This is a genomic window from Marinobacter sp. F3R11 (assembly GCF_003318275.1).
In the GTDB taxonomy this organism is placed as follows: domain Bacteria; phylum Pseudomonadota; class Gammaproteobacteria; order Pseudomonadales; family Oleiphilaceae; genus Marinobacter.
Genome location: NZ_QOCH01000009.1, coordinates 22,834 through 45,274 on the forward strand (window position 1 = coordinate 22,834; position 22,441 = coordinate 45,274).

23 protein-coding genes and 1 tRNA gene are annotated in these 22,441 nt (G+C 54.4%); 21 read left to right on the top strand and 3 right to left on the bottom strand.

The features are described 5' to 3' along the window. The first annotated feature begins 3 nt into the window (after nucleotides 1-3). From DS878_RS02845 to pgi, 6 genes are all read left to right on the top strand, one after another. Nucleotides 4-1,401: a sigma-54-dependent transcriptional regulator gene (locus DS878_RS02845; protein WP_113814641.1), complete on the top strand. Its 1,398-nt coding sequence runs from the start codon at nucleotides 4-6 to the stop codon at nucleotides 1,399-1,401. Nucleotides 1,402-2,102: 701 nt separating this feature from the next. After that, the gene (gene pcnB / locus DS878_RS02855; protein ID WP_410003448.1) at nucleotides 2,103-3,485 is read left to right on the top strand and encodes a polynucleotide adenylyltransferase PcnB; all 1,383 of its coding nucleotides are present in this window, start codon (nucleotides 2,103-2,105) and stop codon (nucleotides 3,483-3,485) included. Next, nucleotides 3,485-3,982 (top strand): 2-amino-4-hydroxy-6-hydroxymethyldihydropteridine diphosphokinase, encoded by a 498-nt coding sequence (folK, locus tag DS878_RS02860; RefSeq protein WP_113814439.1) that lies wholly within the window; start codon nucleotides 3,485-3,487, stop codon nucleotides 3,980-3,982. Before pcnB ends, folK (DS878_RS02860) begins: the two co-directional genes overlap by 1 nt. 62 nt (nucleotides 3,983-4,044) lie before the next feature. Further along, the gene (panB, locus tag DS878_RS02865) at nucleotides 4,045-4,839 is read left to right on the top strand and encodes a 3-methyl-2-oxobutanoate hydroxymethyltransferase (protein WP_113814440.1); all 795 of its coding nucleotides are present in this window, start codon (nucleotides 4,045-4,047) and stop codon (nucleotides 4,837-4,839) included. Beyond that, nucleotides 4,836-5,684: a pantoate--beta-alanine ligase gene (gene panC / locus DS878_RS02870; RefSeq protein WP_113814441.1), complete on the top strand. Its 849-nt coding sequence runs from the start codon at nucleotides 4,836-4,838 to the stop codon at nucleotides 5,682-5,684. The genes panB and panC overlap by 4 nt, the downstream gene beginning before the upstream one ends. Before the next feature lie 34 nt (nucleotides 5,685-5,718). Continuing rightward, nucleotides 5,719-7,380, top strand: coding sequence for a glucose-6-phosphate isomerase (gene pgi / locus DS878_RS02875; protein ID WP_113814442.1), 1,662 nt, complete (start codon nucleotides 5,719-5,721; stop codon nucleotides 7,378-7,380). Here the strand turns inward: pgi and folK (DS878_RS02880) are convergent. Then, nucleotides 7,366-7,887: a 2-amino-4-hydroxy-6-hydroxymethyldihydropteridine diphosphokinase gene (gene folK, locus DS878_RS02880; protein WP_113814443.1), complete on the bottom strand. Its 522-nt coding sequence runs from the start codon at nucleotides 7,885-7,887 to the stop codon at nucleotides 7,366-7,368. The two genes, pgi and folK (DS878_RS02880), sit on opposite strands and share 15 nt — an antisense overlap. After that, complete coding sequence (gene folB, locus DS878_RS02885; RefSeq protein ID WP_261977567.1) at nucleotides 7,880-8,257, bottom strand: dihydroneopterin aldolase; 378 nt, start codon at nucleotides 8,255-8,257, stop codon at nucleotides 7,880-7,882. Before folB ends, folK (DS878_RS02880) begins: the two co-directional genes overlap by 8 nt. A gap of 143 nt (nucleotides 8,258-8,400) precedes the next feature. On the opposite strand from folB, the gene plsY reads away from it, so the two are divergent. Further along, nucleotides 8,401-8,991, top strand: coding sequence for a glycerol-3-phosphate 1-O-acyltransferase PlsY (gene plsY / locus DS878_RS02890; protein WP_113814445.1), 591 nt, complete (start codon nucleotides 8,401-8,403; stop codon nucleotides 8,989-8,991). Nucleotides 8,992-9,005: 14 nt separating this feature from the next. On the opposite strand, the gene tsaD is transcribed toward plsY, so the two are convergent. Further along, nucleotides 9,006-10,064, bottom strand: coding sequence for a tRNA (adenosine(37)-N6)-threonylcarbamoyltransferase complex transferase subunit TsaD (tsaD, locus tag DS878_RS02895; RefSeq protein WP_113814446.1), 1,059 nt, complete (start codon nucleotides 10,062-10,064; stop codon nucleotides 9,006-9,008). 239 nt (nucleotides 10,065-10,303) lie between these two features. Between tsaD and rpsU the strand changes: the two genes are divergently transcribed. The 14 genes from rpsU (at nucleotide 10,304) to DS878_RS02965 (ending at nucleotide 22,355) form a co-directional block, all read left to right on the top strand. Further along, nucleotides 10,304-10,519, top strand: coding sequence for a 30S ribosomal protein S21 (gene rpsU / locus DS878_RS02900; RefSeq protein WP_072794797.1), 216 nt, complete (start codon nucleotides 10,304-10,306; stop codon nucleotides 10,517-10,519). A 150-nt stretch (nucleotides 10,520-10,669) separates the two neighbouring features. Continuing rightward, entirely contained in the window at nucleotides 10,670-12,397 is a 1,728-nt protein-coding gene (dnaG, locus tag DS878_RS02905) for a DNA primase (RefSeq protein WP_113814447.1), read from the top strand. 118 nt (nucleotides 12,398-12,515) lie between these two features. Then, on the top strand, nucleotides 12,516-14,357 hold the full coding sequence (gene rpoD, locus DS878_RS02910) for an RNA polymerase sigma factor RpoD (RefSeq protein WP_113814448.1): 1,842 nt from the start codon (nucleotides 12,516-12,518) through the stop codon (nucleotides 14,355-14,357). Nucleotides 14,358-14,453: 96 nt separating this feature from the next. Next, a tRNA-Ile gene (locus DS878_RS02915) sits at nucleotides 14,454-14,530 on the top strand. Between the two features lie 177 nt (nucleotides 14,531-14,707). Continuing rightward, complete coding sequence (locus DS878_RS02920; RefSeq protein WP_113814449.1) at nucleotides 14,708-15,946, top strand: tyrosine-type recombinase/integrase; 1,239 nt, start codon at nucleotides 14,708-14,710, stop codon at nucleotides 15,944-15,946. A gap of 91 nt (nucleotides 15,947-16,037) precedes the next feature. Continuing rightward, nucleotides 16,038-16,985: a hypothetical protein gene (locus DS878_RS02925; protein WP_148707058.1), complete on the top strand. Its 948-nt coding sequence runs from the start codon at nucleotides 16,038-16,040 to the stop codon at nucleotides 16,983-16,985. Nucleotides 16,986-17,127: 142 nt separating this feature from the next. After that, nucleotides 17,128-17,355 (top strand): helix-turn-helix transcriptional regulator, encoded by a 228-nt coding sequence (locus DS878_RS02930; protein WP_113814451.1) that lies wholly within the window; start codon nucleotides 17,128-17,130, stop codon nucleotides 17,353-17,355. 92 nt (nucleotides 17,356-17,447) lie between these two features. Beyond that, nucleotides 17,448-17,690, top strand: coding sequence for a hypothetical protein (locus DS878_RS02935; RefSeq protein ID WP_148707059.1), 243 nt, complete (start codon nucleotides 17,448-17,450; stop codon nucleotides 17,688-17,690). Nucleotides 17,691-17,692: 2 nt separating this feature from the next. Next, nucleotides 17,693-18,103 (top strand): hypothetical protein, encoded by a 411-nt coding sequence (locus DS878_RS02940; protein ID WP_113814453.1) that lies wholly within the window; start codon nucleotides 17,693-17,695, stop codon nucleotides 18,101-18,103. 247 nt (nucleotides 18,104-18,350) lie between these two features. Further along, nucleotides 18,351-18,614, top strand: coding sequence for a hypothetical protein (locus DS878_RS02945; protein ID WP_148707060.1), 264 nt, complete (start codon nucleotides 18,351-18,353; stop codon nucleotides 18,612-18,614). 1,594 nt (nucleotides 18,615-20,208) lie between these two features. Next, complete coding sequence (locus DS878_RS02950) at nucleotides 20,209-20,583, top strand: DUF4398 domain-containing protein (protein WP_113814455.1); 375 nt, start codon at nucleotides 20,209-20,211, stop codon at nucleotides 20,581-20,583. A gap of 26 nt (nucleotides 20,584-20,609) precedes the next feature. Further along, on the top strand, nucleotides 20,610-21,419 hold the full coding sequence (locus tag DS878_RS02955) for an OmpA family protein (RefSeq protein WP_113814456.1): 810 nt from the start codon (nucleotides 20,610-20,612) through the stop codon (nucleotides 21,417-21,419). 123 nt (nucleotides 21,420-21,542) lie between these two features. Beyond that, nucleotides 21,543-21,800, top strand: coding sequence for a YdcH family protein (locus tag DS878_RS02960; protein ID WP_113814457.1), 258 nt, complete (start codon nucleotides 21,543-21,545; stop codon nucleotides 21,798-21,800). Nucleotides 21,801-21,899: 99 nt separating this feature from the next. Next, nucleotides 21,900-22,355 carry a DUF2489 domain-containing protein gene (locus DS878_RS02965; RefSeq protein ID WP_113814649.1) on the top strand — a complete coding sequence of 152 codons (456 nt, stop codon included), beginning with the start codon at nucleotides 21,900-21,902 and terminating at the stop codon, nucleotides 22,353-22,355. The last annotated feature ends 86 nt before the right edge of the window (nucleotides 22,356-22,441 follow it).

Below are 22,441 nucleotides of genomic sequence, written 5' to 3' on the forward strand. Positions count from 1 at the left end.
GCCATGCCCCGTATTTTAATCGTGGAAGATGAAGACATTATTCGCTCCGCCGTCCGCAAACTGCTTTTGCACGCTGGATATGACGTTGAAGACGTTGGCTCTGTAGAAGAAGCTGAACAAGACCACGACCCCGACAAGTTCGACCTGATCATTTCAGACCTGCGCCTGCCCGGCGCCCCCGGCACGGAGCTGATCAACCGGGCACCAAATACCCCGGTACTGATCATGACCAGTTACGCCAGCCTGCGCTCTGCGGTGGACTCCATGAAAATGGGGGCCGTGGAATATATAGCCAAGCCATTTGATCATGATGAAATGCTGGCAGCTGTGGAGGGTATTCTCGCGCGCACAATGGCACCTTCCCCGGAACGCCGGGAAGACACGGCTCCTGCGTCAGAAAACGGTGATCCGGCCACTATCATGTACGGTCAGTGCGAGCCTATGCAGCGGGTTTTCACGCTTATACGAAAAGTGGCACCAACAGAAACAACGGTGCTTGTACAGGGCGAATCCGGAACAGGTAAAGAGCTTGTTGCCCGGGCACTGCATCTTTTAAGCCCTCGGGCCGCAAAACCACTGATTTCAGTAAACTGCGCAGCCATTCCGGAGAGCCTTATTGAATCAGAACTATTCGGACACGAGAAAGGGGCGTTCACTGGTGCGGTTTCTGCCCGGACAGGGCTGATAGAAGCGGCTGATGGTGGGAGCCTGTTTCTCGACGAGATCGGTGAACTGCCAGCCGAAGCGCAGGCGCGCCTGCTGCGAGTACTCCAGGAAAGCGAAATCCGGAAAGTAGGCTCTACCCAAAGCAGAAAGGTCAACGTGCGAATGATTGCCGCGACCCACCGGAACCTGAAAGCAATGACGCGTACCGGAGGATTCCGCGAAGATCTGTACTATCGTCTGAACGTAATGCAGATTCGAATTCCACCACTGCGCGAACGTCAGAGCGATATTCTCGGGCTTGCCCGACGCTTCCTTGTTACCCAGGGTGAAAGAGTAGGCAAACCCAATCTGAATCTCAGCCCTGAAGCAATGCGGGTTCTTGAGCGCCATCGCTGGCCAGGAAATGTACGGGAGCTGGAAAATGCCATTGAACGGGCCAGCATCCTGTGCGATGGCGACATAATTACGCCCTCACTGCTGGATCTCGACAGCGAAGGTGGTGACGAGTACATCCCTGAAACGCTGGTGGAGGGCAACAATGAGCAGGTCCACACCCATGACGCAGACAGCGCCAGCGATCTTTCACTGGAAGATTATTTTCAGCATTTTGTGCTGGAAAACCAGGATCGCATGAGCGAAACCGAACTGGCCCAAAAGCTGGGCATCAGTCGGAAGTCCCTGTGGGAACGCAGACAGCGGCTCGGCATTCCCCGGAAGAAAACCTCAGGAAACTGACCTATCTCAATCCGGAGCATGCCCGGCAACTCCCGAAAGAACGAACTTAGGTTCAGTTGTTACCGCATGTTCCCCAAGGTAACACTCCACACGAGAAGAACCGGTTGCGGGTAACACTTATATTGGATACGGGGTAACACTTACAGGGCAAAAAATTCTAACCACCTGTTATTGTTAGCATTTCAAAAACTGGCACACCAACTGCAACCTCTTAAGCGCACGACAACAAAAACAACAGTGACAAAGCAGCGCCTCAACAAAAACAAAAAGCTGCGGGGAATACGTTCAGCAACAAAAACAAAAAGAGAACGTGAGCGAATTGAGTGTTTTGAGTACTTTGCTTTTTTGGTAGTTGTTTGGCTTGTGCGAGTTGTAGAGATGCAAAGAAGAATCACCTTACAGGTGACGCAGCACCTACAGATGACTTGCCCTCTGTCTTTGACTGCTCATTGTGTTCAAAGCTTTCCGTTTGCACTGCTGAGAAGCCTCGTTTTGGGGATATACAGTGGGGTACAAAAACGAAGAAAAATCCCGGCATAAAAAAATAAAAACAAAGTAAATTGTCAAAGTTTTGAAGGCGGATTCGTGAAAACGGATCCGCCTTTTGATTATCTGGGGATCGCGAGATTCCGAGGCAAAGTGTGCAATTCCTGCTCAAACCGTTAAACTCACCGTTTTGCTCAACGCAACCACGGATTTCAATGCAAAAAACACTTTCCTCCATTTTCGAACAATCCGTCGATAAGCTCCGCTCTTTCATTCCCGGAAACGGCAAAAGAAAGGCACCGATCTACCAGCGACGGGAAATTCCCAGGGACCAGCACAACGTCTCACGCTCAGCTATCAGCGAACCTGCAAAAAAAGTTCTTGGCCGACTAAACAAATCCGGTTATGAGGCTTACCTTGTGGGCGGTGGTGTACGCGATATTCTTTTAGGCCAGCAGCCCAAAGATTTCGACATTGCAACCAACGCTACTCCGGAAGAAGTTCACGACCTGTTCCGCAACTCCCGCCTTATAGGCCGACGATTCAGGATTGTTCACGTCGTGTTTGGGCGTGAAGTCATCGAAGTAACAACCTTCCGCGGGAACGCAAGCGCCGCCGATGACAACAATCCTGACGATGATCGAAAAACCAGCGAGCACGGACTGCTGCTGCGGGACAACGTATACGGCAATCAGGAAGAAGATGCACTGCGCCGGGATTTTACAATCAACGCGCTTTACTACTGCATCCGCGACTTTACCGTTATTGATTTTGCCAACGGCATAGAAGATCTCCGTAACCGCCAGCTCCGCCTTATTGGAGACCCCGAGACCCGTTACCGGGAAGACCCGGTCCGTATGCTTCGCGCTATCCGCTTTGCCGCCAAACTAGGCTTCGATATCGCACCGGAAACAGAATCACCCATTCAGGAACTGGCCCCCTTACTGACTCACATTCCTGCAGCTCGCCTGTTCGATGAAGTACTCAAGCTGTTTTCCGCAGGGTACGGAGAAGCCACTTATGACCTGCTGACGCACTACAATCTGTTGGCTCCGTTATTCCCTGAAACCGTCAAAGCTATTGAAGCCGGTGAATCAGACGAGCTGATTCGCCAGGCGTTACGCAACACCGACGCCCGGATTGCTCAGGGAAAATCTGTTACCCCTTACTTTCTCTTTGCCGCCATGCTCTGGCCGGCGCTGCAGCGAGAATGGAACCATCGCCAGGATAACGGCGACCCGGTACAGCCAGCACTTCACGGCGCCATAGCCAAGGTGATTGGACGACAGGTTCAGGCAACATCCATACCCAAACGTTTCTCCGGCCCCATGAAAGAAATCTGGGAACTTCAGATGCGCCTGCCCCGCCGCCAGGGTAAGCGGGCTTTTGTTACCATGAGCCACCCGAGGTTTCGGGCAGCCTATGACTTCCTCCTGGTCCGGGAAGCCTGCGGTGAAATCGAGCCCGGACTGGGCAAGTGGTGGACCGAATTCCAGCGCCGGGATGAGCGTGAGCAAGAGCGTATGCTGTCCGAGCTAAGCAACGATGCACCGAAAAAACGCCGGCGCCGCAAACCGGTAAAACGGCCTGCACCCTGATGAGAATTGATGCTTTTATTGGCCTGGGCAGCAACCTTCAAGACCCAGCTGCCCAACTGGCAAGGGCTGTAGCGGAGCTTGCTGCCTTACCTGACACTACGCTCGTGGCCCAGTCGCCGTTTTACGCAAGCAAACCGGTTGGTCCACAGGACCAGCCGGACTATGTAAACGGTGCAGTGTGGCTAAGCACAGGACTTGACCCGCACACCTTATTGAATCAGCTCCAGGCCATCGAACAGGCCCACGGGCGCGAGAGACTCAGGCACTGGGGGCCACGCACTCTTGATCTTGATCTGCTGGTGTTCGGTACTCAGACGCTGGACGATGAGCGACTAACCGTCCCCCACCGTGAACTCTCTAACAGGGACTTCGCACTTCAACCTTTACTGGACCTGAAGCCTGATCTCAGGCTGCCAGACGGCACAGCAATCGCCCATCTCCGGACACAATGCCCGGACAACCGGTTGCGTAAACTTCCACCTCCGGATTACCCTTAGCAACTGAATGCCGGTTAACTCCGGCGCGGTCTTGGCCCACATACCCAAAAGGCACGGATTTTATGGCGGTTACCATCAATACCCTGCGGGAATACAAGAAAAAGGGAGAGGCCTTCTCCGCCCTCACCTCCTACGACGCCACTTTTGCCCAGGTAGTCAGCGAAGCCGGAGTCGACGTCATCCTGATAGGCGATTCACTGGGCATGGTTCTTCAGGGCCACGACAGCACCCTACCGGTGACCATGGAGCAGATCGTTTACCACGTCAGCTGCGTAGCCAAAGGCAACCGCGGCTCCCTGATCATGGCAGACATGCCTTTCATGAGTTATGGCACGGTAGATGCTGCTCTGGAGAATGCTGCCGATCTCATGCGTGCAGGCGCTCACATGGTCAAGCTGGAAGGTACGGGCTGGATGAAAGACACCATTACAGCTCTTTCCGACCGTGCTGTGCCCGTGTGCGCCCATCTGGGCCTGACACCACAGTTCGTAAACAAGTTTGGCGGCTACAAGGTTCAGGGGCGCGATGAAAGGTCAGCAGACACCATGATCGAGCATGCATGCGAACTGGAAGCTGCCGGTGCTGATGTTATTCTGCTGGAATGCGTTCCCGCACCCCTGGCGGCGCGGATCACAAAAGCAGTTGAAGTACCTGTTATAGGAATTGGCGCAGGCGCCGAAACGGATGGCCAGATTCTGGTACTACACGATATGCTGGGCATCACTACTGGCCGCAAGCCACGCTTCGTGAAAAATTTTCTGGCAGAGACTGGCTCTGTTCAGGAAGCCATTTCCGCATACGCGGAAGCTGTGCGTGAGCGCACATTCCCCGCCGAGGAGCATACGTTCAAGGCATGAGAACCGTACATTCACTGAAAGAGCTGCGTGCCATCCTCCGCGGCTACCGCCAGCAGGAAAAAACCATTGGCCTGGTCCCGACTATGGGCAACCTGCATGAGGGGCATATCTCACTGGTTCGCAAAGCTGCGGAAGCGGCCGATATTGTTGTGACCAGTATTTTTGTTAACCCGTTGCAGTTCGGCGCCAACGAAGATCTGGATACCTATCCTCGTACCCTGCTCGAAGATCAGGATAAGCTCAGAGCTGCGGGAAACACTCTGGTTTTTGCACCTTCGGCTGAAGAAATCTATCCGGACGGCCTCGCCCGACACACCCGGATCATTGTGCCTGAAGTCAGTGAAGGCCACTGCGGCGCATGCCGTCCCGGACACTTTGAAGGCGTTGCGACGGTAGTAGCAGTCCTGTTCAATATGATTCAGCCCGATTGTGCCGTGTTTGGCGAAAAAGATTTCCAGCAACTGGCGGTCATTCGCAAGATGGCGAAAGATCTCTTGATCCCGGTTGAAGTGATTGGCGCACCAACCATACGTGAGGACGACGGACTGGCGAAAAGCTCCCGCAACAGCTACCTGTCCGAAGAAGAACGCGCAATTGCGCCAGTTATCTACCGGGTACTGAAAGCAACATCCGCAGAGATTGCCGGAGGGCGTGAGGACTTCGAGGTTCTTGCGCAAGAGGCAGAAAACAGCCTGCGCGATGCGGGTCTGCGTGTTGATTACTTCAACATTGCAAACAGCCAGACCCTGAAACCGGCCGTACCGGAAGACCGGGAAGTTACACTCCTGGCTGCAGCCTTCCTCGGCACAACCCGGCTGATAGACAACATCTCGGTCAGCCGCTGAGATCATAGCCCATTCACCAGAAAAGGACTCTCTGATGACATCGCCACGCTCAACACTGACATCAACACCCGAATGGCAGAAGTTGACGGCCTGCCGGGAGAGTCTGAAAAACACCCCCATGAGGGCGCTTTTTGCGGACGATCCGGCCCGGGCAACCCGTTATTTCATTAACGGCGCAGGCCTGTCTCTGGACTTCTCGAAGAACCGGCTTACAGATGATGTGTTCGAAGCCCTGATGGCACTGGCTCGCCGGTGCAAGCTGGAGGAGCGCAGAGCGGCGTTGCTTGGTGGAGACAAGGTGAACGTCACCGAGAACCGACCTGCACTTCACACGGCTTTGCGGAACCCGGAGGCAGGCTCCCTTGCCGTTGATGGCGTAGACGTAATTGCCGAAGTCAATACAACACTCAAGCGCATGGACGCATTCGTGCAAGAGGTGCTGAGCCAGTCACGCAGAGGCTATACGGGCAAGGCGTTTACCGATGTGGTCAGCATCGGCATAGGCGGCTCCTTTCTTGGACCGAAACTGGTGACCGAGGCTTTGCAGCCTTACAGGAAAGCCAGCCTGCGCTGCCACTATGTAGCCAACATTGACGGCACTGAAATCTGTGAAACGCTGGCAAAAGTAAACCCTGAGACCACACTGTTTCTGGTTCAGTCAAAATCCTTCGGTACCCGGGAAACTCTCGAAAACAGCAAGGTTGCCCGCGAATGGTTCATAGAACGCAGTGGCAACACTCAAGCAGTTGCCAGCCACTTTATAGCTGTAACCGCCAACAAGTCCGCTGCACAGGCCTTCGGTATTGATCCGGAAAACGTTTTCCCTATGTGGGACTGGGTAGGCGGGCGGTATTCGCTCTGGTCAGCCATCGGGCTACCTGTCGCACTGACGATCGGCATGGACAACTTCCGGGCACTGCTTGCGGGAGCGCATGCCATGGACACTCACTTCCGCGATACGCCTCTGGAGGAAAACCTGCCGGTTGTCATGGCCATGCTGGGCATCTGGTATAACAACTTCTGGGACGCGGAAACACACGCCATCCTGCCCTATGATCATTACCTCCGCAGCCTGCCAGACCACCTGCAACAGCTGGACATGGAAAGCAGCGGAAAGCAGGTCAGTCAACAAGGGGAATCTCTGGATTACCAGACCGGACCGGTCATCTGGGGTGGCGTCGGAGCCAATGGCCAGCACGCATACCACCAGCTGATTCATCAGGGCACCCGCCTGATCCCGGCGGACTTCATCATTCCCCTGCAGACCCATAACCCGGTTGCAACGCACCATGCAGATCTTTTTGCCAACTGCCTGGCCCAGTCCAGAGCGATGATGGCCGGAAAGACTCTGGAAGAAGCAAAAGCGGAACTGGCCGCAAGCGGCGAGTCCGAAGCTGACATTGAACGGCTGGCTCCACACAAGGTAATCCCGGGGAACCAGCCCAACAACATCCTTATGATGGAAAAGGTAACTCCGGCAAGCGTCGGGGCTCTGATCGCGCTTTACGAACATCGCACCTTTGTACAAGGCGTAATCTGGGACATTGATTCGTTTGATCAATGGGGCGTTGAGCTGGGCAAGAAGCTGGGGCAGGACATTCTGCCGAGGCTTCTGGAATCAAGTGCCGAGGGGAAAGCAAGTGATAGTGCCACGGACAACCTGATCAGTCTGTTCCGCGCATCAAACCGCCGTTGAAATCACCCTCTCCTGCCAGCTGAAATCTATCGGCCACAGCTTCTGGTCTGCGTGGTAAGCCTGCCAGAGCTCAAGATAACTCTTCCGGCATACCGGGTGCTTCACAGCGGGAGCGATATCCGCCAGAGGGCGCAGCACAAAAGCATTCTTGAGAATCTCGCCTCTGGGTAGTTCCACACCGTCCATCTGACCCACAGCTTCACCGTATGTCAGAATATCCAGGTCCAGGGTTCTTGCGCTGAATTTAGGGGCATCACGGAGCCGGCCATTTTCCGCTTCCAGCTGCTTGAAACGTCGTGAAAGCGCACCTACAGAGAGATTGGTTCTGATACCCACAACCAGGTTCAGAAACGGAGAACCATCAAATCCCACGGCTTCACTTTCATAGACAGGGGAGATCTCAAGTTTATCAAACCAGCTCGCCAGAGCATCCAGCGCTGCACGCACGTATCGCTCCCTGTCAACATTACTGCCAATACTGATATAGACAGGAACCTGATCAACCATTACCGAGCTCTCCTTTCCTGACAGACCTTTCAATACAGACCCCGACAGAACGGGCCGCTGGCACAGCTCCGGGCTTGCGCAACGTCAACCGAAGCCAGCCAACGCCAAAATCCTGCAATATAACGCCCGCCAGGACCTCTGCACCATGCTCCAGCAGTTGTGGCTTAAGCTCTTTCAGGCACGACTCTACCCGCGCACTCACAGCTGCATAATCAAGAGCATCCGATACATCGTCAGACATTCCGGGGATACGGTTATCCCAGGCCATTTCAAGATCCACCACCAGTGCCTGGGTTACATCGCGCTCCCAGTCATATACACCCACTACGGTTTCTACAACCAGGCCTTCGATCAATACGCTATCTGCCAAGAGGGGGCTCCCGGGACTATCCCACATACTGCTGATTGAATAACACACAGACTGCGGATACTGTAACCACACTGGCCTGCAAATTGAGGGCCGGCATTTTCGCACATAATACCCTGATACGTCTTTGTCTCTGAGCTCGCAAAATGGCCCTGAGTGACCCGATAACAACTGTTGCACTATGCACCGCCGCCTATCTGGCCGGTTCGGTGCTGTTTGCACTTCCGGTCTGCCGCTTGTGGGGGCTTCCGGACCCCAGGGCTCAGGGCTCAGGCAATCCAGGTGCAACCAACGTCTACCGGGCTGGCGGCTGGCTGCCCGCTCTCGTCACCCTGGCCCTGGATGCTGCCAAAGGCTGGCTGCCCGTCTGGCTCGCACATCACGCGGGGTTATCCACTCTGGTTCAAGCGATGGTCGCACTCTTCGCTGTTACCGGGCACATGATCCCGGCATTCTATCGCTTCAAAGGAGGCAAAGGCGTTGCAACAGCCCTGGGCGCCGGCCTTGCTCTCGCACCGGTCACAACACTTGCAATGGCGGCCCTGTGGTTACTGGTTCTTTGGCGCTGGAAGATCTCGGCACTGGCATCGGTGATCGCCATCATCAGCGGGCCGGTTATCAGCGCATTTATTGAGCCGGAAAACCTGCCCATGTTTGGCCTCCTGGCCATCCTGATCGTCGTGCGTCATCGCAACAATCTGATCCGCCTCGCCCAGGGGCGGGAAATCCGCCTCTAGTGCGTGCCTCCGGTTCAATCCACAAGCCCCGTCAGCCGGACCTCTCCCAGAGACGGCAGTTTGTTCATGGGCCACCTGGGCACAGCCACAATCCGTTCACCGTCACATTGACCTGCCTTCATACGCTGGGCTCCAGCATAAGCAATCATCGCCCCATTATCGGTACAAAACTCAGGACGGGCATAAAAAACCTGAGCACGCAGTTTTTCAGCCATTTTCTCAAGGCCGGCCCGCAGCCTCTTATTGGCACTCACCCCTCCGGCAATAACCAGGCGATCACAACCCGCCTGCTCAAGCGCACGCCGGCACTTAATTACCAGGGTATCCACTGCAGCCGTTTCAAACTCCAGGGCAATATCAGCACGCACCTGATCCGTGAGCCCCTCCGCTGACTTTTTCTCCGCATTAACGGTATTGAGCGTAAAGGTCTTCAGCCCGCTGAAGCTGAAATCAAGGCCCGGCCGGTCTGTCATCGGCCGGGGAAACCGGTATCGGCCCGGAACACCCTTTTCAGCCAGAGCAGCTACCCGAGGGCCGCCCGGATAGTCCAGCCCCAGCATTTTCGCGGTTTTGTCGAAAGCCTCACCGGCAGCATCATCCACCGACTCGCCAAGCATTTCGTATTCCCCGATGCCATCCACTCGCACCAGCTGCGTATGACCGCCAGAAACCAGCAGAGCCACAAACGGGAATGCCGGCGGATTGTCTTCTAACATGGGCGCCAACAGATGGCCTTCCATGTGATGCACGCCAAGCACCGGTATGCCAAGAGCAAAACCAAGGGCGTGGGCAACAGACCCGCCCACCATAAGAGCCCCGATCAGTCCGGGCCCCGCTGTGTAAGCAATGCCTTCAATGTCCTTGCGCGTCCGGCCAGCATCGGAGAGCACCTGATCACACAAGGGCAGCAGTTTGCGAACATGATCACGGGATGCAAGCTCTGGCACTACGCCGCCATAATCGGCGTGCATATCAACCTGGCTGAACAATGCGTGGCTTAGCAGCCCCTCATCAGTGTCAAACAAGGCAACGCCAGTTTCGTCACAAGACGTTTCAATACCCAGAATCAGCATATAACCTGGCCACATCGGTTGGTATAAATGGATAAGCGGCCCACATTTTAGCAGAAACCCGAAACTCACTGGCAGTTTCATCGAACAAACATTGACCTCGCCACGATCCAGGCGCTATCATTGCCGCCCTAAATTACGAACTGGTCGAGTTTTAGCCAATCGGACCAGGGTAGAGCCAGTCTGGCAATGCCGGACGCGCATAAAATTGAAACCGAATCTATCAGGTAGGTGATTGTCGAATGCCAGCTGTTAAAGTGAAAGAGAACGAACCGTTTGACGTAGCACTGCGTCGCTTCAAGCGTTCCTGCGAAAAAGCGGGTGTACTCTCTGAAGTGCGTCGTCGCGAGCACTATGAGAAGCCGACTTCTGTTCGCAAGCGCAAAGCAGCCGCAGCCGTTAAGCGTCATCTCAAGAAGCTTCAGCGGGAACAGCGCAAGTTCGAGCGTCTGTACTGAGTCCCAGCAGACGCCGCTTGACTGCAAAGCACTGATTGCCTGTACAGCCACAGGCTGCACAGAGCGACCAAAAAATGCCGCCGGGGCCTGGCTTCGGCGGCATTTTTGGCTATTGGCCCAAGTATGCAACGGGTCTGATGTGGAGCCTCTATGAGCGGACTGATCCCCCAACGCTTTGTTGAAGACCTGCTCGACCGGGTAGATCTGGCAGAGCTGATCGGCTCGCGCATTACCCTGAAAAAGGCCGGAGGCAGTTATAAAGCCTGCTGCCCTTTTCACGATGAGAAAACACCGTCGTTCAATGTAAGGCCAGACAAAGGCTTCTATCATTGCTTTGGCTGCGGAGCTCATGGTGACGCAATCAGCTTCGTACGTGAGTTTGACGGTTTGGGCTTTACCGATGCCGTAGAAGAACTGGCACGCAGAGCCGGGCTGGAAGTGCCGTACGACCAGGTTGCCAGACAGGAAATTCAGCAGGCTCGAACGCTGACAGATGCACTGGATTTTGCCAGTCGTTTTTATCAGTCATCGCTGAATAGCCAGCAAGGCACCTTTGCCCGAGACTACCTGAAACAACGCGGGCTGGATGACGACATTATCCGACAGTATCAGGTGGGGTATGCACCGGCAGCCGGCACGGCACTGTTTGACGCCGCCAGCAAGGACCTTCAGGGACCGCTGATTGAAACCGGCGCAGTCTCTGACAAATATGGCAAGCCACGGGATTTTTTCCGCAACCGGATCATGTTTCCGATCCGGAACAGCCGGGGTAAAACCATCGCTTTCGGCGGGCGGACGCTCGGCGAAGACAAGGCAAAGTACATTAACTCCCCGGAGTCAGATGTATTTCATAAAAGCCGCCAGATATATGGCCTGTTTGAAGCAAAACAGGCACTGAAGCAGCTCGACAAGTTGCTTGTGGTAGAAGGCTATATGGATGTGATTGCCCTGGCCCAGCACGGCATTCATTACGCCGTTGCGACCCTTGGCACAGCAACGAACCAGGATAGCCTGACCGCCCTGCTGAAACAGGCAAGGCACATAGTGTTCTGTTTTGATGGCGACCAGGCTGGCTTCCGAGCTGCTGACAAGGCCATGGATAACGCCCTTGAACTTATGGCCGACGGACTGCACCTGCAGTTTTTGATGCTTCCTGAAGGTGAAGACCCGGACACACTGGTGCGCAAGGAAGGTGCCGAGGCGTTTCAGAAACGCATTGACGGCGCCACGCCACTGTCCAGGTATCTGTTTGATCGCCAGAGCGAGGGGCTGGATCTGCAACTGCCGGAAAACCGCGGCGAGCTCAGAGCCAGAACCGAGCCTCTGCTGAACAAAATGCCCAGATGCACCCTCCGGGATGCGATGTGGCATGAAATGTTACGTTTGTGCGGCGGCCGTAACCAGTGGCAAAACCGCCAACCCCAGCAATGGGGCAACTGGAAGGGTGGACGGAAAGATCGCGTTACCGAAGAGCGTATCGACGTAAAACTGAGCAAAGACAGCATTCTGTGCCTGGCGCTGCTGGAGGCACCGGACATTGCGAGCGAAGTCACTGAACTGGCCCGGCAGTCGCGCCAGTATAATCAAGCCCGGAACTTTGCGGGTTTTATTCTGGAACATGAAATCCGGAATCGGAAAACACTGATAGCAAGACTCGCCCTGGACAACCAGGCGCGTGAGCGGTTCTACCATCTGTTTGACGGCATAGAGCACATCCCTGCACGGGAAAGCACTCTGGCCGCAGCACGAGAGATACTGAACCCGAATGAAGAAGCATCAAGGCAGCAAAAGCTGGCCACGCTGTTGCGCAATTTTGCAAACCTTACAGCCGAGGAACGGCAAGAACTCCGAGAGCTGAGCGGGGGAACTCCCGAGTAACAGCACTTGAAACTTTGCGCACTGATCACCATCTAACCATTCGGTGGCAGAGCATTAGAGCGACAGCTATAATGGCTGTTTCATTTTATCTTTATTTAAGCGAGTTCACAGGGTGTCTATGTCAGGCAATTCGCAGAAATCACGTTTGAAAGACCTCATCGCACGAGGCAAGGAACAAGGCTACCTGACTTACGCCGAGGTAAACGACCACCTCCCGGAAGACATTGCCGATCCGGATCAGGTCGAAGATATCATTCGCATGATCAACGACATGGGCATTCAGGTATCTGAAGTAGCGCCTGATGCCGACACTCTGCTGATGACCGATGGCGACTCCACCGCCGACGAAGCCGCTGCGGCAGAAGCAGCAGCCGCTCTCGCCGCGGTAGAATCCGACGCTGGCCGCACCACCGACCCGGTGCGTATGTATATGCGTGAAATGGGTACCGTGGAGCTGCTGACCCGGGAAGGCGAAATTGTCATCGCCAAGCGTATCGAAGAAGGCATTCGCGATGTTATGGCGGCCGTTGCCCATTTCCCCGGCACCGCTGGCACTGTTATCCAGGCCTATGACCGAATCATCGAGAACGAAGGTCGCATCAGCGATATAGTAACCGGCTTCCTGGATCCGGATGGTGCTGAGCCATTCATGCCAGAAGAGCCAGCAAAGCCCGAAGCAGCCAGCGACGAATCTGATGACGACGATTCCGAAGGCGAAGAGGAAGAAACCGAAAGCGGACCGGATCCCGAAGAAACCCGTTTGCGTTTCGAGCTTCTCAGGGAAAAACTGGCAACCGCTGAAACCCTGCTTGCGAAACTCGGTCGTGCAGATAAAAAAACCCAGGCAGCACTTAATGAGCTGGGACAGGTTTTTGCACCATTCAAACTTGGCAACAAAGCATTTGATGAGCTAGTCAACGTGGTGCGTTCCACTAACGACCTCGTGCGCCAGAATGAACGTGCAATACTCCAGATTTGCGTCCGCGACTGTAAAATGCCACGCAAGGATTTCATCAAATCCTTCCCTGGCAATGAAGCAAATCCGGAATGGGCCGAGAAAATCAGCAAGAGCAAAAAGCCCTACGCCGCGGCGATAGGCGAACGCATTGATGAAATAGTCCGGCTACAGAAACGCATTCAGAATGTGCAGACTGAAGTAGATCTGGATGTTGTCGATATCAAGGAAATCAACCGCCGCGTTTCTATCGGCGAGGCACGAGCTCGTCGCGCCAAGAAAGAGATGGTCGAGGCCAACCTGCGCCTGGTTATCTCAATCGCCAAGAAATACACCAACCGCGGGCTGCAGTTCCTGGATCTGATCCAGGAAGGCAACATCGGCCTGATGAAAGCCGTAGACAAATTTGAATACCGGCGCGGTTATAAGTTCTCGACTTATGCTACCTGGTGGATTCGACAGGCCATAACCCGCTCTATTGCGGACCAGGCTCGCACCATTCGTATTCCGGTGCACATGATTGAAACCATCAACAAGCTCAACCGTATCTCTCGCCAGATGCTTCAGGAAATGGGCCGTGAGCCCACACCGGAAGAGCTGGGTGAGCGTATGGAAATGCCGGAAGACAAGATCCGCAAGGTCCTGAAAATCGCCAAGGAGCCCATTTCCATGGAAACTCCGATCGGCGACGATGAAGACAGCCATCTGGGTGATTTCATTGAGGACATCCAGGCCCTGTCGCCGGTGGACTCAGCCACTGCAGAAGGCCTGCGGGAAGCCACACGCTCTGTCCTTGCCGGTCTCACAGCCCGTGAGTCCAAGGTACTGCGCATGCGCTTCGGTATCGAAATGAACACGGATCACACCCTTGAAGAAGTGGGCAAACAGTTCGACGTAACCCGCGAACGGATCCGTCAGATCGAAGCCAAGGCTCTGCGTAAACTGCGTCACCCTTCCCGCTCCGACCACCTGCGAGGCTTTATTGACGATCAGGGCAACGGATAAGCTTCACAACAGTAGCGGGCGCCGCCACTCCCCGGTATAATGGCGCCCGCTTTGTTTCCTCCACGGGAAACACATTCCTGACAGCGTTCGCTGAACGGGCCTATAGCTCAGTTGGTTAGAGCAGAGGACTCATAATCCTTTGGTCCCTGGTTCGAGTCCAGGTGGGCCCACCATTTTTAATTCCGAAGACTTCCAAACATCCCGCCAGCCCGCTAAAACAGCGGGTTTATGCTCAAAGCATTACCTAGCAGTTCCGATACATACCCCTAGCATCCAGCTAAATTAGGGGGTACATTCGGGGGTATCTGGGATTTTGTCCCAAAACATACCCCCCAACCGGAGCTACCCCCATGGCCCGCGCCACCAACAAGCTCACCAGCACCCAGATTAAAAGCTCCACCTTTGAGAAGTACGGCAAGCGCACCAAGCTGGCGGACGGTAGCGGGCTGTACTTGGATATTCAGAAGGCGGGCCGGTACTGGCGAATGAAATACCGCTATGCCGGAAAAGAAAAGCTCCTAGCCCTGGGGGTATATCCTGAGACCAGCCTGAAAGATGCCCGCACCGCCCGCGACGAGGCCCGCCAGCTACTGGCTAAAGATATTGACCCTTCAGCACACCGCCGCCAGTCCGAGACACAACGCCGGGGAGCCGCAGCTAACACCTTCAAAGCCGTGGCCCTGGAATGGCTAGAGCAGGTGCACAAGAAGAACGTAGGCGCGACGACCTACCCGAAGAACGTCCGCCGCCTCGAAATGTACGCATACCCCAAGCTAGGCCGCTTCCCCATTGGCGAGATAGAGCCGCCCGATGTTTTGGGGGTATTGCGGGAGATTGAGAACCGGGGACACGTAGACAACGCCCACCGACTGAAAACACTAATCGGGCAGGTATTCCGGTATGCCGTAAGCACAGGCCGCGCCCAACGGGACGTTACCGCAGACCTCCGGGGCATATTACCCGCGCCAAACGTGAAGCATCACGCCGCCGTAGTCACACCCGACGAAATAGCCGAACTATTGAGAAAGGTAGACACCTATTGGGGAAGCCCTACGGTATGCCTGGCCCTGAAGCTATCGCCCTACCTGTTTTTGAGGCCCGGCAACCTACGGCACATGCGCTGGGAGGAAATCGACTGGCAAGCCGCCACCTGGACAACCGAGACCACCAAAAACGGGGAGCCCCTTATAGTTCCCCTAGCCAGCCAAGCAATCACCCTGCTGAGGGAGCTGGAGGGCATTAACGGGCGCGATGAATGGGTATTCCCTAGTGGGCACGGCAAAGGCCGACCCATGAGTGAGAACGCCGTTACCGGAGCCCTGAACCGTCTTGAACTGAAGGGCATTATGTCTGCCCATGGATTCCGGGCTATGGCCAAGACCGTGCTAACAGAGCGCCTTGGATTCCGAACAGAAATTATAGAAATGCAAATGGCCCACCAAGTTCGTGACGTACACGGCAGAGCCTACAACCGGACAACGTGGCTACCAGAGCGAACGGCCATGATGCAGCAATGGGCCGATTACTTGGACAACCTGAAAGACCTACAAAGCAACGTGGTGGCCATAGGACAGACCGCCAGCAAATAACAATTTTGGCCGTGCCTAGCTCGACGGAGTGAAAAGCGGGAACCCTACCCGCCAGGCATGGCCTACCTGAATAGGGGCGCTGGGGGGCGCTATGTCACTAAAATTATCACGCTTAAAACGATGGCTGACGCTGGAAGATGCAGCAAAATACTTATCGTTAGCTTTGGGTGAACCAGTAGAGACGAAAGACTTAATCCAGCTATCGTTGGAGCAGGAGCTGGCATTAGCTGCAATGCTGCCAGATTCAATAATGGCAGTTAAATACAGGCACAACCCGCATGCCCACGAGGAAGAGCCACCCACTTCAAGAGAAAACGATCCACTTGGACTCTTGGACAGACTGGAGCTTATGAACCGCTTAAGCTGGGCCTTGCTTCTTGATGAAGAAACAGTGTTCGAACCAGACTTTGAGGACGTAAGACGAGTTAGCGGCTTGTGGAGCCTTCCCTGCCTTGAAAAAAGCAACAACATTACGCTGCTTGGAAGCCGCCTTACATCTGCACTGACTCAAAGGCACATATCCGACCAGTCGAAGCCTGGCTTTGGCCCGATTATTATTCAAAACTCAATCACTGATGAATTTTGGGGCCTAGTTGAATTTTCCTATGATGCTTTTGATGACGAAGATGACGATAGAAAGCCTGGCAGGAAAGACTATGTTCCAATATATGAGCTGCCAGAGAATGCCTTTATAGGAGTGTCACAGACTGAACTTCAGAGTTTCATAGGAGCCCTTCAGGAACCAGAGGCCACCCCGTCAGCCAACCAACTGGAAGCCCTGCCCGATGATTTCAGCGCCTTGTATGACGCCATGGGCGCTGGCGAATTGCCCCACATGGACATTGTCATAGCGGCATGGCGCAATTTCTGGAAAGAGCGCAGGCCAGATGATGGTAAACCGTATCCGGTAAATGCCGAGGTTGCCGATTGGATAAAGAAGCGAATGGAAACCCCGTCTACGGTTTTGGCGGAGAATATGGCAAAAATCATTCGCCCAAGCTGGGCACCATTAGGCCGCCAATCAAAGTGCAATCGATAAAGGGGTCACCCCTTCCGGGCCAGTAACAGCAAGGCTTTCAGGAAGTGCCAACCCCTTCACCCTAAACCCTTTTATCTATTCTGCACCCGCCAGCAATTAGAGGATTACCCCGAACCAAACAGGAACCAAGGGGTAATCCGACATGACCGCACAAGCACACACCGCAGGTACCAACCGCCAGCAACTCGAGCGGATGCTACGCCGCAAGGAAGTGGAGCAGATCACCGCCCGCAGCCGAAGCGCAATCTATGAGGGCATGGCCGCTGGCACTTTTCCGAAGCCAGTAAAGATTGGAGCCCGCGCCGTTGCATGGCCTGAGTCAGTAATTCGTAACTGGATTGCTGAACGCATGGAAGGGGGCGAAGCATGAAAAAGGAAGCGCCCGCCGCCACAGCAAAGCGCCTACGGAAGTATATCACCCCAAGGCACCGCCGCTTAATCGTCGCCCTGCTCATAGGCCCATTGCCCCGCGAAACAGCCGACCGTGTAGCCGGGGCCAGTAACAGCCCCCACTACATTCGCGACCTACGCGACAAGTTCCACCTGAACATTTACACCGAACGTGTGGAGCGCATCGACCGTGACGGACACAGCACCCGGCCTGGGATATACCACCTGCAAGCGGATAGCCGAGAACTTGCAGAACTGCTGATTAGCTCGGCACTGCCAGATTGGCCCACACCGGACGACGACACGAGGGGCTGAACATGGCCAAGGACAGACGCGCCAGGGCCACCGGTAAGACAGGCAACGCCCCCTTTCTACACATACCGCACAGCGTTTTGAGCAGCGATGCTTACAAGACGCTGGACGGATGGGGGGCCAAGCTGCTGCTGGACGTTGCCGGGCAGTACAAAGGCCACAACAATGGCGATTTATGCGCGGCATGGTCGGTATTGCAGGCCAAGGGCTGGAAGTCGAAAGGAACGCTCCACAGAGCCCTTAACGCCCTACTGGAAGCCGGACTTATCGAACAGACCCGGCAAGGTGGCCGCAATCGTTGTTCGCTGTATGCCGTGACTTGGAAAAACATAGACGAGTGCAAAGGAAAACTGGACGTTTCACCGACCAAAGCTCCAAGCGCCCGCTACCTGAAACTTGAGGCAATGCTGAAATGAAAACAGAATCCTTACCCCGTATGTGGGCCGACTTACCCCGTATGCGGGCTAGTCAGGGAAAAGTGAGCCACCAGCAAGCGACCATTACCCCGCATGCGTACCAGTCAGGCCATTTTGTCACCACTCATTACCCCGTATGAGTACACCTTTATAAGTTACCAAGGGGCAGAGCCCTTTAAATCATCATGCAATACAGCGAGCGCCATCGAGCAATCACCGCCAGCCTGAAGGAAGCAGCACCATGCACATGACCGCCCAATACCCGACTGACTCTGAAGCATACAACGCAATGAAGGCCGCACCGCCGAAACATTGCCCCACAATCGACGCAACCACCCGAAACATCCTGGAGCGCCTGCTAGTCGATTTGATGCACATGCGAGATTTCGAGTTTGACACCGAGACCAACTTGAACGGATACGTTGGCATGGATGTATGCACCAGCGTACTGGCCAGGCTTATTGATGGGCCATTGCCCGACAACGTGACCGCCCTCGCTCATCGACGTTAAACACGGAAGCCAGCCAAGGACGGCAACGGGCAATCTGCCATTTCTACTTAGCCCTACTTCAGATTATCCCGACTATAAAAAGCGATGAAGCCCCTGTTGGTAGGCAATCGCCAGAACGCCAAACATTCTCATTTTGAAAGGCAGCCACAGGAAGTAGGCAACGCCCAGCATGTTGACGAATATTGACATTTTGAGCGGCTGGCAACCTCAGAAAACCTCAGATTGTCTCAACCGGGCAACGCCGCCAGCCTGTTAAGGAATGTTAAGGTTTATCCTGCTAGATAGGGCGCTGGTACGCAGCAAAAGTGCGCATTCAGCTATTAACAGAAGTAAACCTTTTGAGCGCCGTGGAAGGCTCACAGCACGCGCCGCTGCAATCTGGCATAAGTTATCAGGGTAATGGCGACGAAGCCGACCCAGAGAGCATGGGGCCCCCAAGGCACTGAATAGCGCCGCGAGTCGGGGCAACCACGCGGTAAAAGAGAAATTTTCGGGCATCTATGCGCCTCACCAGATGAAGCGAAAAGCACCGCCAAAGCAACCACATAGGCCTGTACAACCAGAGCATTGCTAACCGAACTGTAAGCCATTACTGACAACGCCAAACTAAAAGGTACTCCCGAACGAGCCCCGCCCATGGGTGACGTGGAGCGCGAGAGTTCACTACATAAGAAAATTATAAGGGCCAGTTGTTATATCACTATCCGCCAGCCACCATAGCCAGAGGCTTTAACGCTTCCGACACTACAACACCGAATGACCGGCTGGCGGATTATCCGACACAGGGAGAATGCAATTAGCTGGATTGTTGCAGCCCTCAAAATTTGGTTTTCCTGAACTGACCACGCAAAAGAAAGGCTACGACACCGATGTCCGGAGTGTCGGCCCCTAGGGATTAGCCTACCCCCTTCCCCTGATTCAAGCGACAGGCCAAGGATCGCAGGTAATCACACAGGAAAACACAGGATTACAGCCCCGCACAGAAGTTGCCTGCTGGCGGAGTGTTCGACAGCCGGGAGGGGCGGGGTATATCCTTGCACCACTGGAATACCTCGACCGCCCCCATTGAAATATTTTTACGCCCCCAAAATTCGGGTTTTAAGCTCCAATAAGTACCGGAGATAGCGCCGCAGAATTGGGGGTATTTATGGGGGTACTTTCACAAATGAGGCATGGCTGTCTTTCGCCTTTTCAAATAGTTACAAGCTAACTTCGAGAGAAGGTGGGCCCACCATTACTCGAAAAGTGCATCCCCAGCATTTCCTCAAACGGCTTCAGACTATTTTCTGCCTAGCCGAGGCCTGCTTGTGACGGCTTTTTCATTACATCAAAAGCCATCTTAACAGCCACATTTCAACTTGTTACAACGTCTACGGACAGCAGCACCGGGTTCGCTAGCCAGTATTTGTTGCGGATCAGTCATGGTTCGTCGCTGACTGACTGCTATGCTTCATCCAAAGGTGCAAACGGCACACCGCAGTTTTACGGTTCACCTCTCCGTTCATAAAAATCCGTCAATCCCTGTAGCAGGATAGTTGCGTGCATACGACACGTCCCTGCACCGCTTCTGTATACCGCTGAAAGGAGATCGCGAATGAACAGGCATATACCGATGTTATACATCGCCGGGATTACTGGCATTGCTCTTTCTATTGGTGGCTGTGCAAGCCCCGGAGAGCGACCAGACTCAGACCTCCAGTCCGCAGAGAGCGCTCTTCAGCAGGCCGTAGCAGCAGACGCACGTGAGTTTGAACCTGTGCTACTCAACAATGCCCAGAATAAAGTTGCTGACGCGAAAAGCCTGATAGAACAGGAAAAATACCGGGACGCCGAACGCCTTCTTGAACAGGCCTCCGTTGATGCCCAACTGGCCGGGGCGCGCTCGGAAACAGCCAAAGCCAAACACGCTGTAGAGGAGATCAACAGCAACATCGAGTCTCTGCGCAAACAAATCCATCAAAGCCAGTGATTGCCATATCTGGAAAGGAGACTGTTATGAACAAATGCAACATAACACTGGGCATTGCTGTGAGTATGTCAGTACTGGTTGCCGGCTGTGCCACAAGCCAGCCAGACAATGCGATGGTGAATGAGGCCCGCGCCTCATACGCCAAAATCAAAGACGACCCTGATGTTGCGCGCAGTGGCGATCGCCAGCTTCGCAGCGCAAGAGACGAGCTGAATCGTGCGGAGTCCTTACTGGCTGACGGCGATGACACGGTTCGCATTGAGCATGCTGCCTACCTGGCTAACCGCCACGCCCAGATTGCCAGCGAACAGGCCGAACGCGCGAAACTGCAGGCGCAGATTGATTCCGCAGAAGAGCGCCGCCGGGAGCTGATGCTTGATCAACGTTCGGGCGAAGCAGAGCAGGCACGCAGGGAAGCCGATATGCTGCGCAAGAGAATGGAGGAACTGCAGGCGGAACGCACTGATCGCGGCATGGTACTGACGTTGGGAGACGTCCTGTTCGATCTCAACAAAGCTGACCTTAAAGCTTCGGGAGAGAAGACCATAGGCCGCCTGGCACAGTTCATGAGGGAGTATGAAGACAGGAAAGTCCGTGTGGAAGGCTATACCGACAGTACAGGTAACGATTCGTACAACCAGCAGCTATCCGAGCGTCGGGCTCTGGCAGTTCGGGACGAACTGGTCGCACAGGGTGTTGAGGGCCGTCGGGTAGAAATTCAGGGCTATGGTGAACAGTTCCCGGTCGCCAGTAATGACACTTCCACTGGGCGGCAGCAAAACCGTCGAGTAGAGATTGTGATCTCGGATAAAGACGGCAATATCGAAGCCAGGTAATGCCGATACACGTCTCGCCCGGGCCTGAACTCCGGACACATTGACAAGGATCAAGCCTGCCTCTACGAAAGGACTTAAACTGAAATTGATGAACACGCTGTCACATATCAGGAGTAATGCTGAATGCCATTGGAAAAACACGATCTGTTAAATGAACTGCCAGAATCTAAAGATGCTATCCATAAACTGAAGATGACTGATCAGCACTTTGCGAAAATTTTCGAAGCGTATCACGACATTGATCATGAAGTGCGCCGCATTGAGCAGGGCGTCGAGACCACGTCTGATGAATATCTTGAGGAGCAAAAGAAAAAGCGACTGAGCCTCAAGGACCAACTCTACGGAATGATCCGCGATTACGAGGCGTCAGTAGCAAGCTGAGGCCGGAGAATGCTGACGCACCTTGCAGTCATCTGTGAGGTGCTTTTTTTTGCTCTATACAGCAAACTGTACCGGCCCGAACAAAACAGGGAGAAGAAAATGCCCGAATGGCTGCAGTGGAGCCTGATTACTACCGGTGCGATCGCCATTATTGCGTTACTGGGCTTTATCCGCCGACAAACGGTTGTGCTGTCTGAGAACCGTATACGCCAGCAAAAGGCAGAGGCCTTTCAGGCCAAACGGCGCCAGAACATGATCGACAGTATCCGTGTAATCGCTATGGCTATTGAGGAAGACCAGGTCGAATACTCAGAAGCCTGCCTCCGTATCAAGGGCCTCCTCGATCACGTTGAGCCTGCGCTCATGGAAAAAGCTCCGTATCGGGTATTTATCGAAGTATATGAACAACTTCGCCATATGCCCACTCATCAGGCTCGCCAGGATACGGATGCACGCTTTGTGGCGAAAATGGACAAAGAGCGGTTCTCGGTAGAAAAGCGCCACGCTGATGAAATTCGGCGCGCGGCAACCGCTATCCGGAACCATGCATTCTGATCAGCGCCGATATTTGTAACTTTTTGCAACAAACAAAGGTGCAGCGCGTGATTTTATTGATGCAATATCAGCAGGTTGCCCAAGCT

Bases quoted from the DNA above. Each gene is read 5' to 3' on its own strand.
- DS878_RS02845 (WP_113814641.1), top strand. From the start codon at position 4: ATGCCCCGTATTTTAATCGTGGAAGATGAAGACATTATTCGCTCCGCC.
- pcnB (WP_410003448.1), top strand. From the start codon at position 2,103: ATGCAAAAAACACTTTCCTCCATTTTCGAACAATCCGTCGATAAGCTC.
- folK (WP_113814439.1), top strand. From the start codon at position 3,485: ATGAGAATTGATGCTTTTATTGGCCTGGGCAGCAACCTTCAAGACCCA.
- panB (WP_113814440.1), top strand. From the start codon at position 4,045: ATGGCGGTTACCATCAATACCCTGCGGGAATACAAGAAAAAGGGAGAG.
- panC (WP_113814441.1), top strand. From the start codon at position 4,836: ATGAGAACCGTACATTCACTGAAAGAGCTGCGTGCCATCCTCCGCGGC.
- pgi (WP_113814442.1), top strand. From the start codon at position 5,719: ATGACATCGCCACGCTCAACACTGACATCAACACCCGAATGGCAGAAG.
- folK (WP_113814443.1), bottom strand. From the start codon at position 7,887: ATGGTTGATCAGGTTCCTGTCTATATCAGTATTGGCAGTAATGTTGAC.
- plsY (WP_113814445.1), top strand. From the start codon at position 8,401: ATGGCCCTGAGTGACCCGATAACAACTGTTGCACTATGCACCGCCGCC.
- tsaD (WP_113814446.1), bottom strand. From the start codon at position 10,064: ATGCTGATTCTGGGTATTGAAACGTCTTGTGACGAAACTGGCGTTGCC.
- rpsU (WP_072794797.1), top strand. From the start codon at position 10,304: ATGCCAGCTGTTAAAGTGAAAGAGAACGAACCGTTTGACGTAGCACTG.
- dnaG (WP_113814447.1), top strand. From the start codon at position 10,670: ATGAGCGGACTGATCCCCCAACGCTTTGTTGAAGACCTGCTCGACCGG.
- rpoD (WP_113814448.1), top strand. From the start codon at position 12,516: ATGTCAGGCAATTCGCAGAAATCACGTTTGAAAGACCTCATCGCACGA.
- DS878_RS02920 (WP_113814449.1), top strand. From the start codon at position 14,708: ATGGCCCGCGCCACCAACAAGCTCACCAGCACCCAGATTAAAAGCTCC.
- DS878_RS02925 (WP_148707058.1), top strand. From the start codon at position 16,038: ATGTCACTAAAATTATCACGCTTAAAACGATGGCTGACGCTGGAAGAT.
- DS878_RS02930 (WP_113814451.1), top strand. From the start codon at position 17,128: ATGACCGCACAAGCACACACCGCAGGTACCAACCGCCAGCAACTCGAG.
- DS878_RS02940 (WP_113814453.1), top strand. From the start codon at position 17,693: ATGGCCAAGGACAGACGCGCCAGGGCCACCGGTAAGACAGGCAACGCC.
- DS878_RS02945 (WP_148707060.1), top strand. From the start codon at position 18,351: ATGACCGCCCAATACCCGACTGACTCTGAAGCATACAACGCAATGAAG.
- DS878_RS02950 (WP_113814455.1), top strand. From the start codon at position 20,209: ATGAACAGGCATATACCGATGTTATACATCGCCGGGATTACTGGCATT.
- DS878_RS02955 (WP_113814456.1), top strand. From the start codon at position 20,610: ATGAACAAATGCAACATAACACTGGGCATTGCTGTGAGTATGTCAGTA.
- DS878_RS02960 (WP_113814457.1), top strand. From the start codon at position 21,543: ATGCCATTGGAAAAACACGATCTGTTAAATGAACTGCCAGAATCTAAA.
- DS878_RS02965 (WP_113814649.1), top strand. From the start codon at position 21,900: ATGCCCGAATGGCTGCAGTGGAGCCTGATTACTACCGGTGCGATCGCC.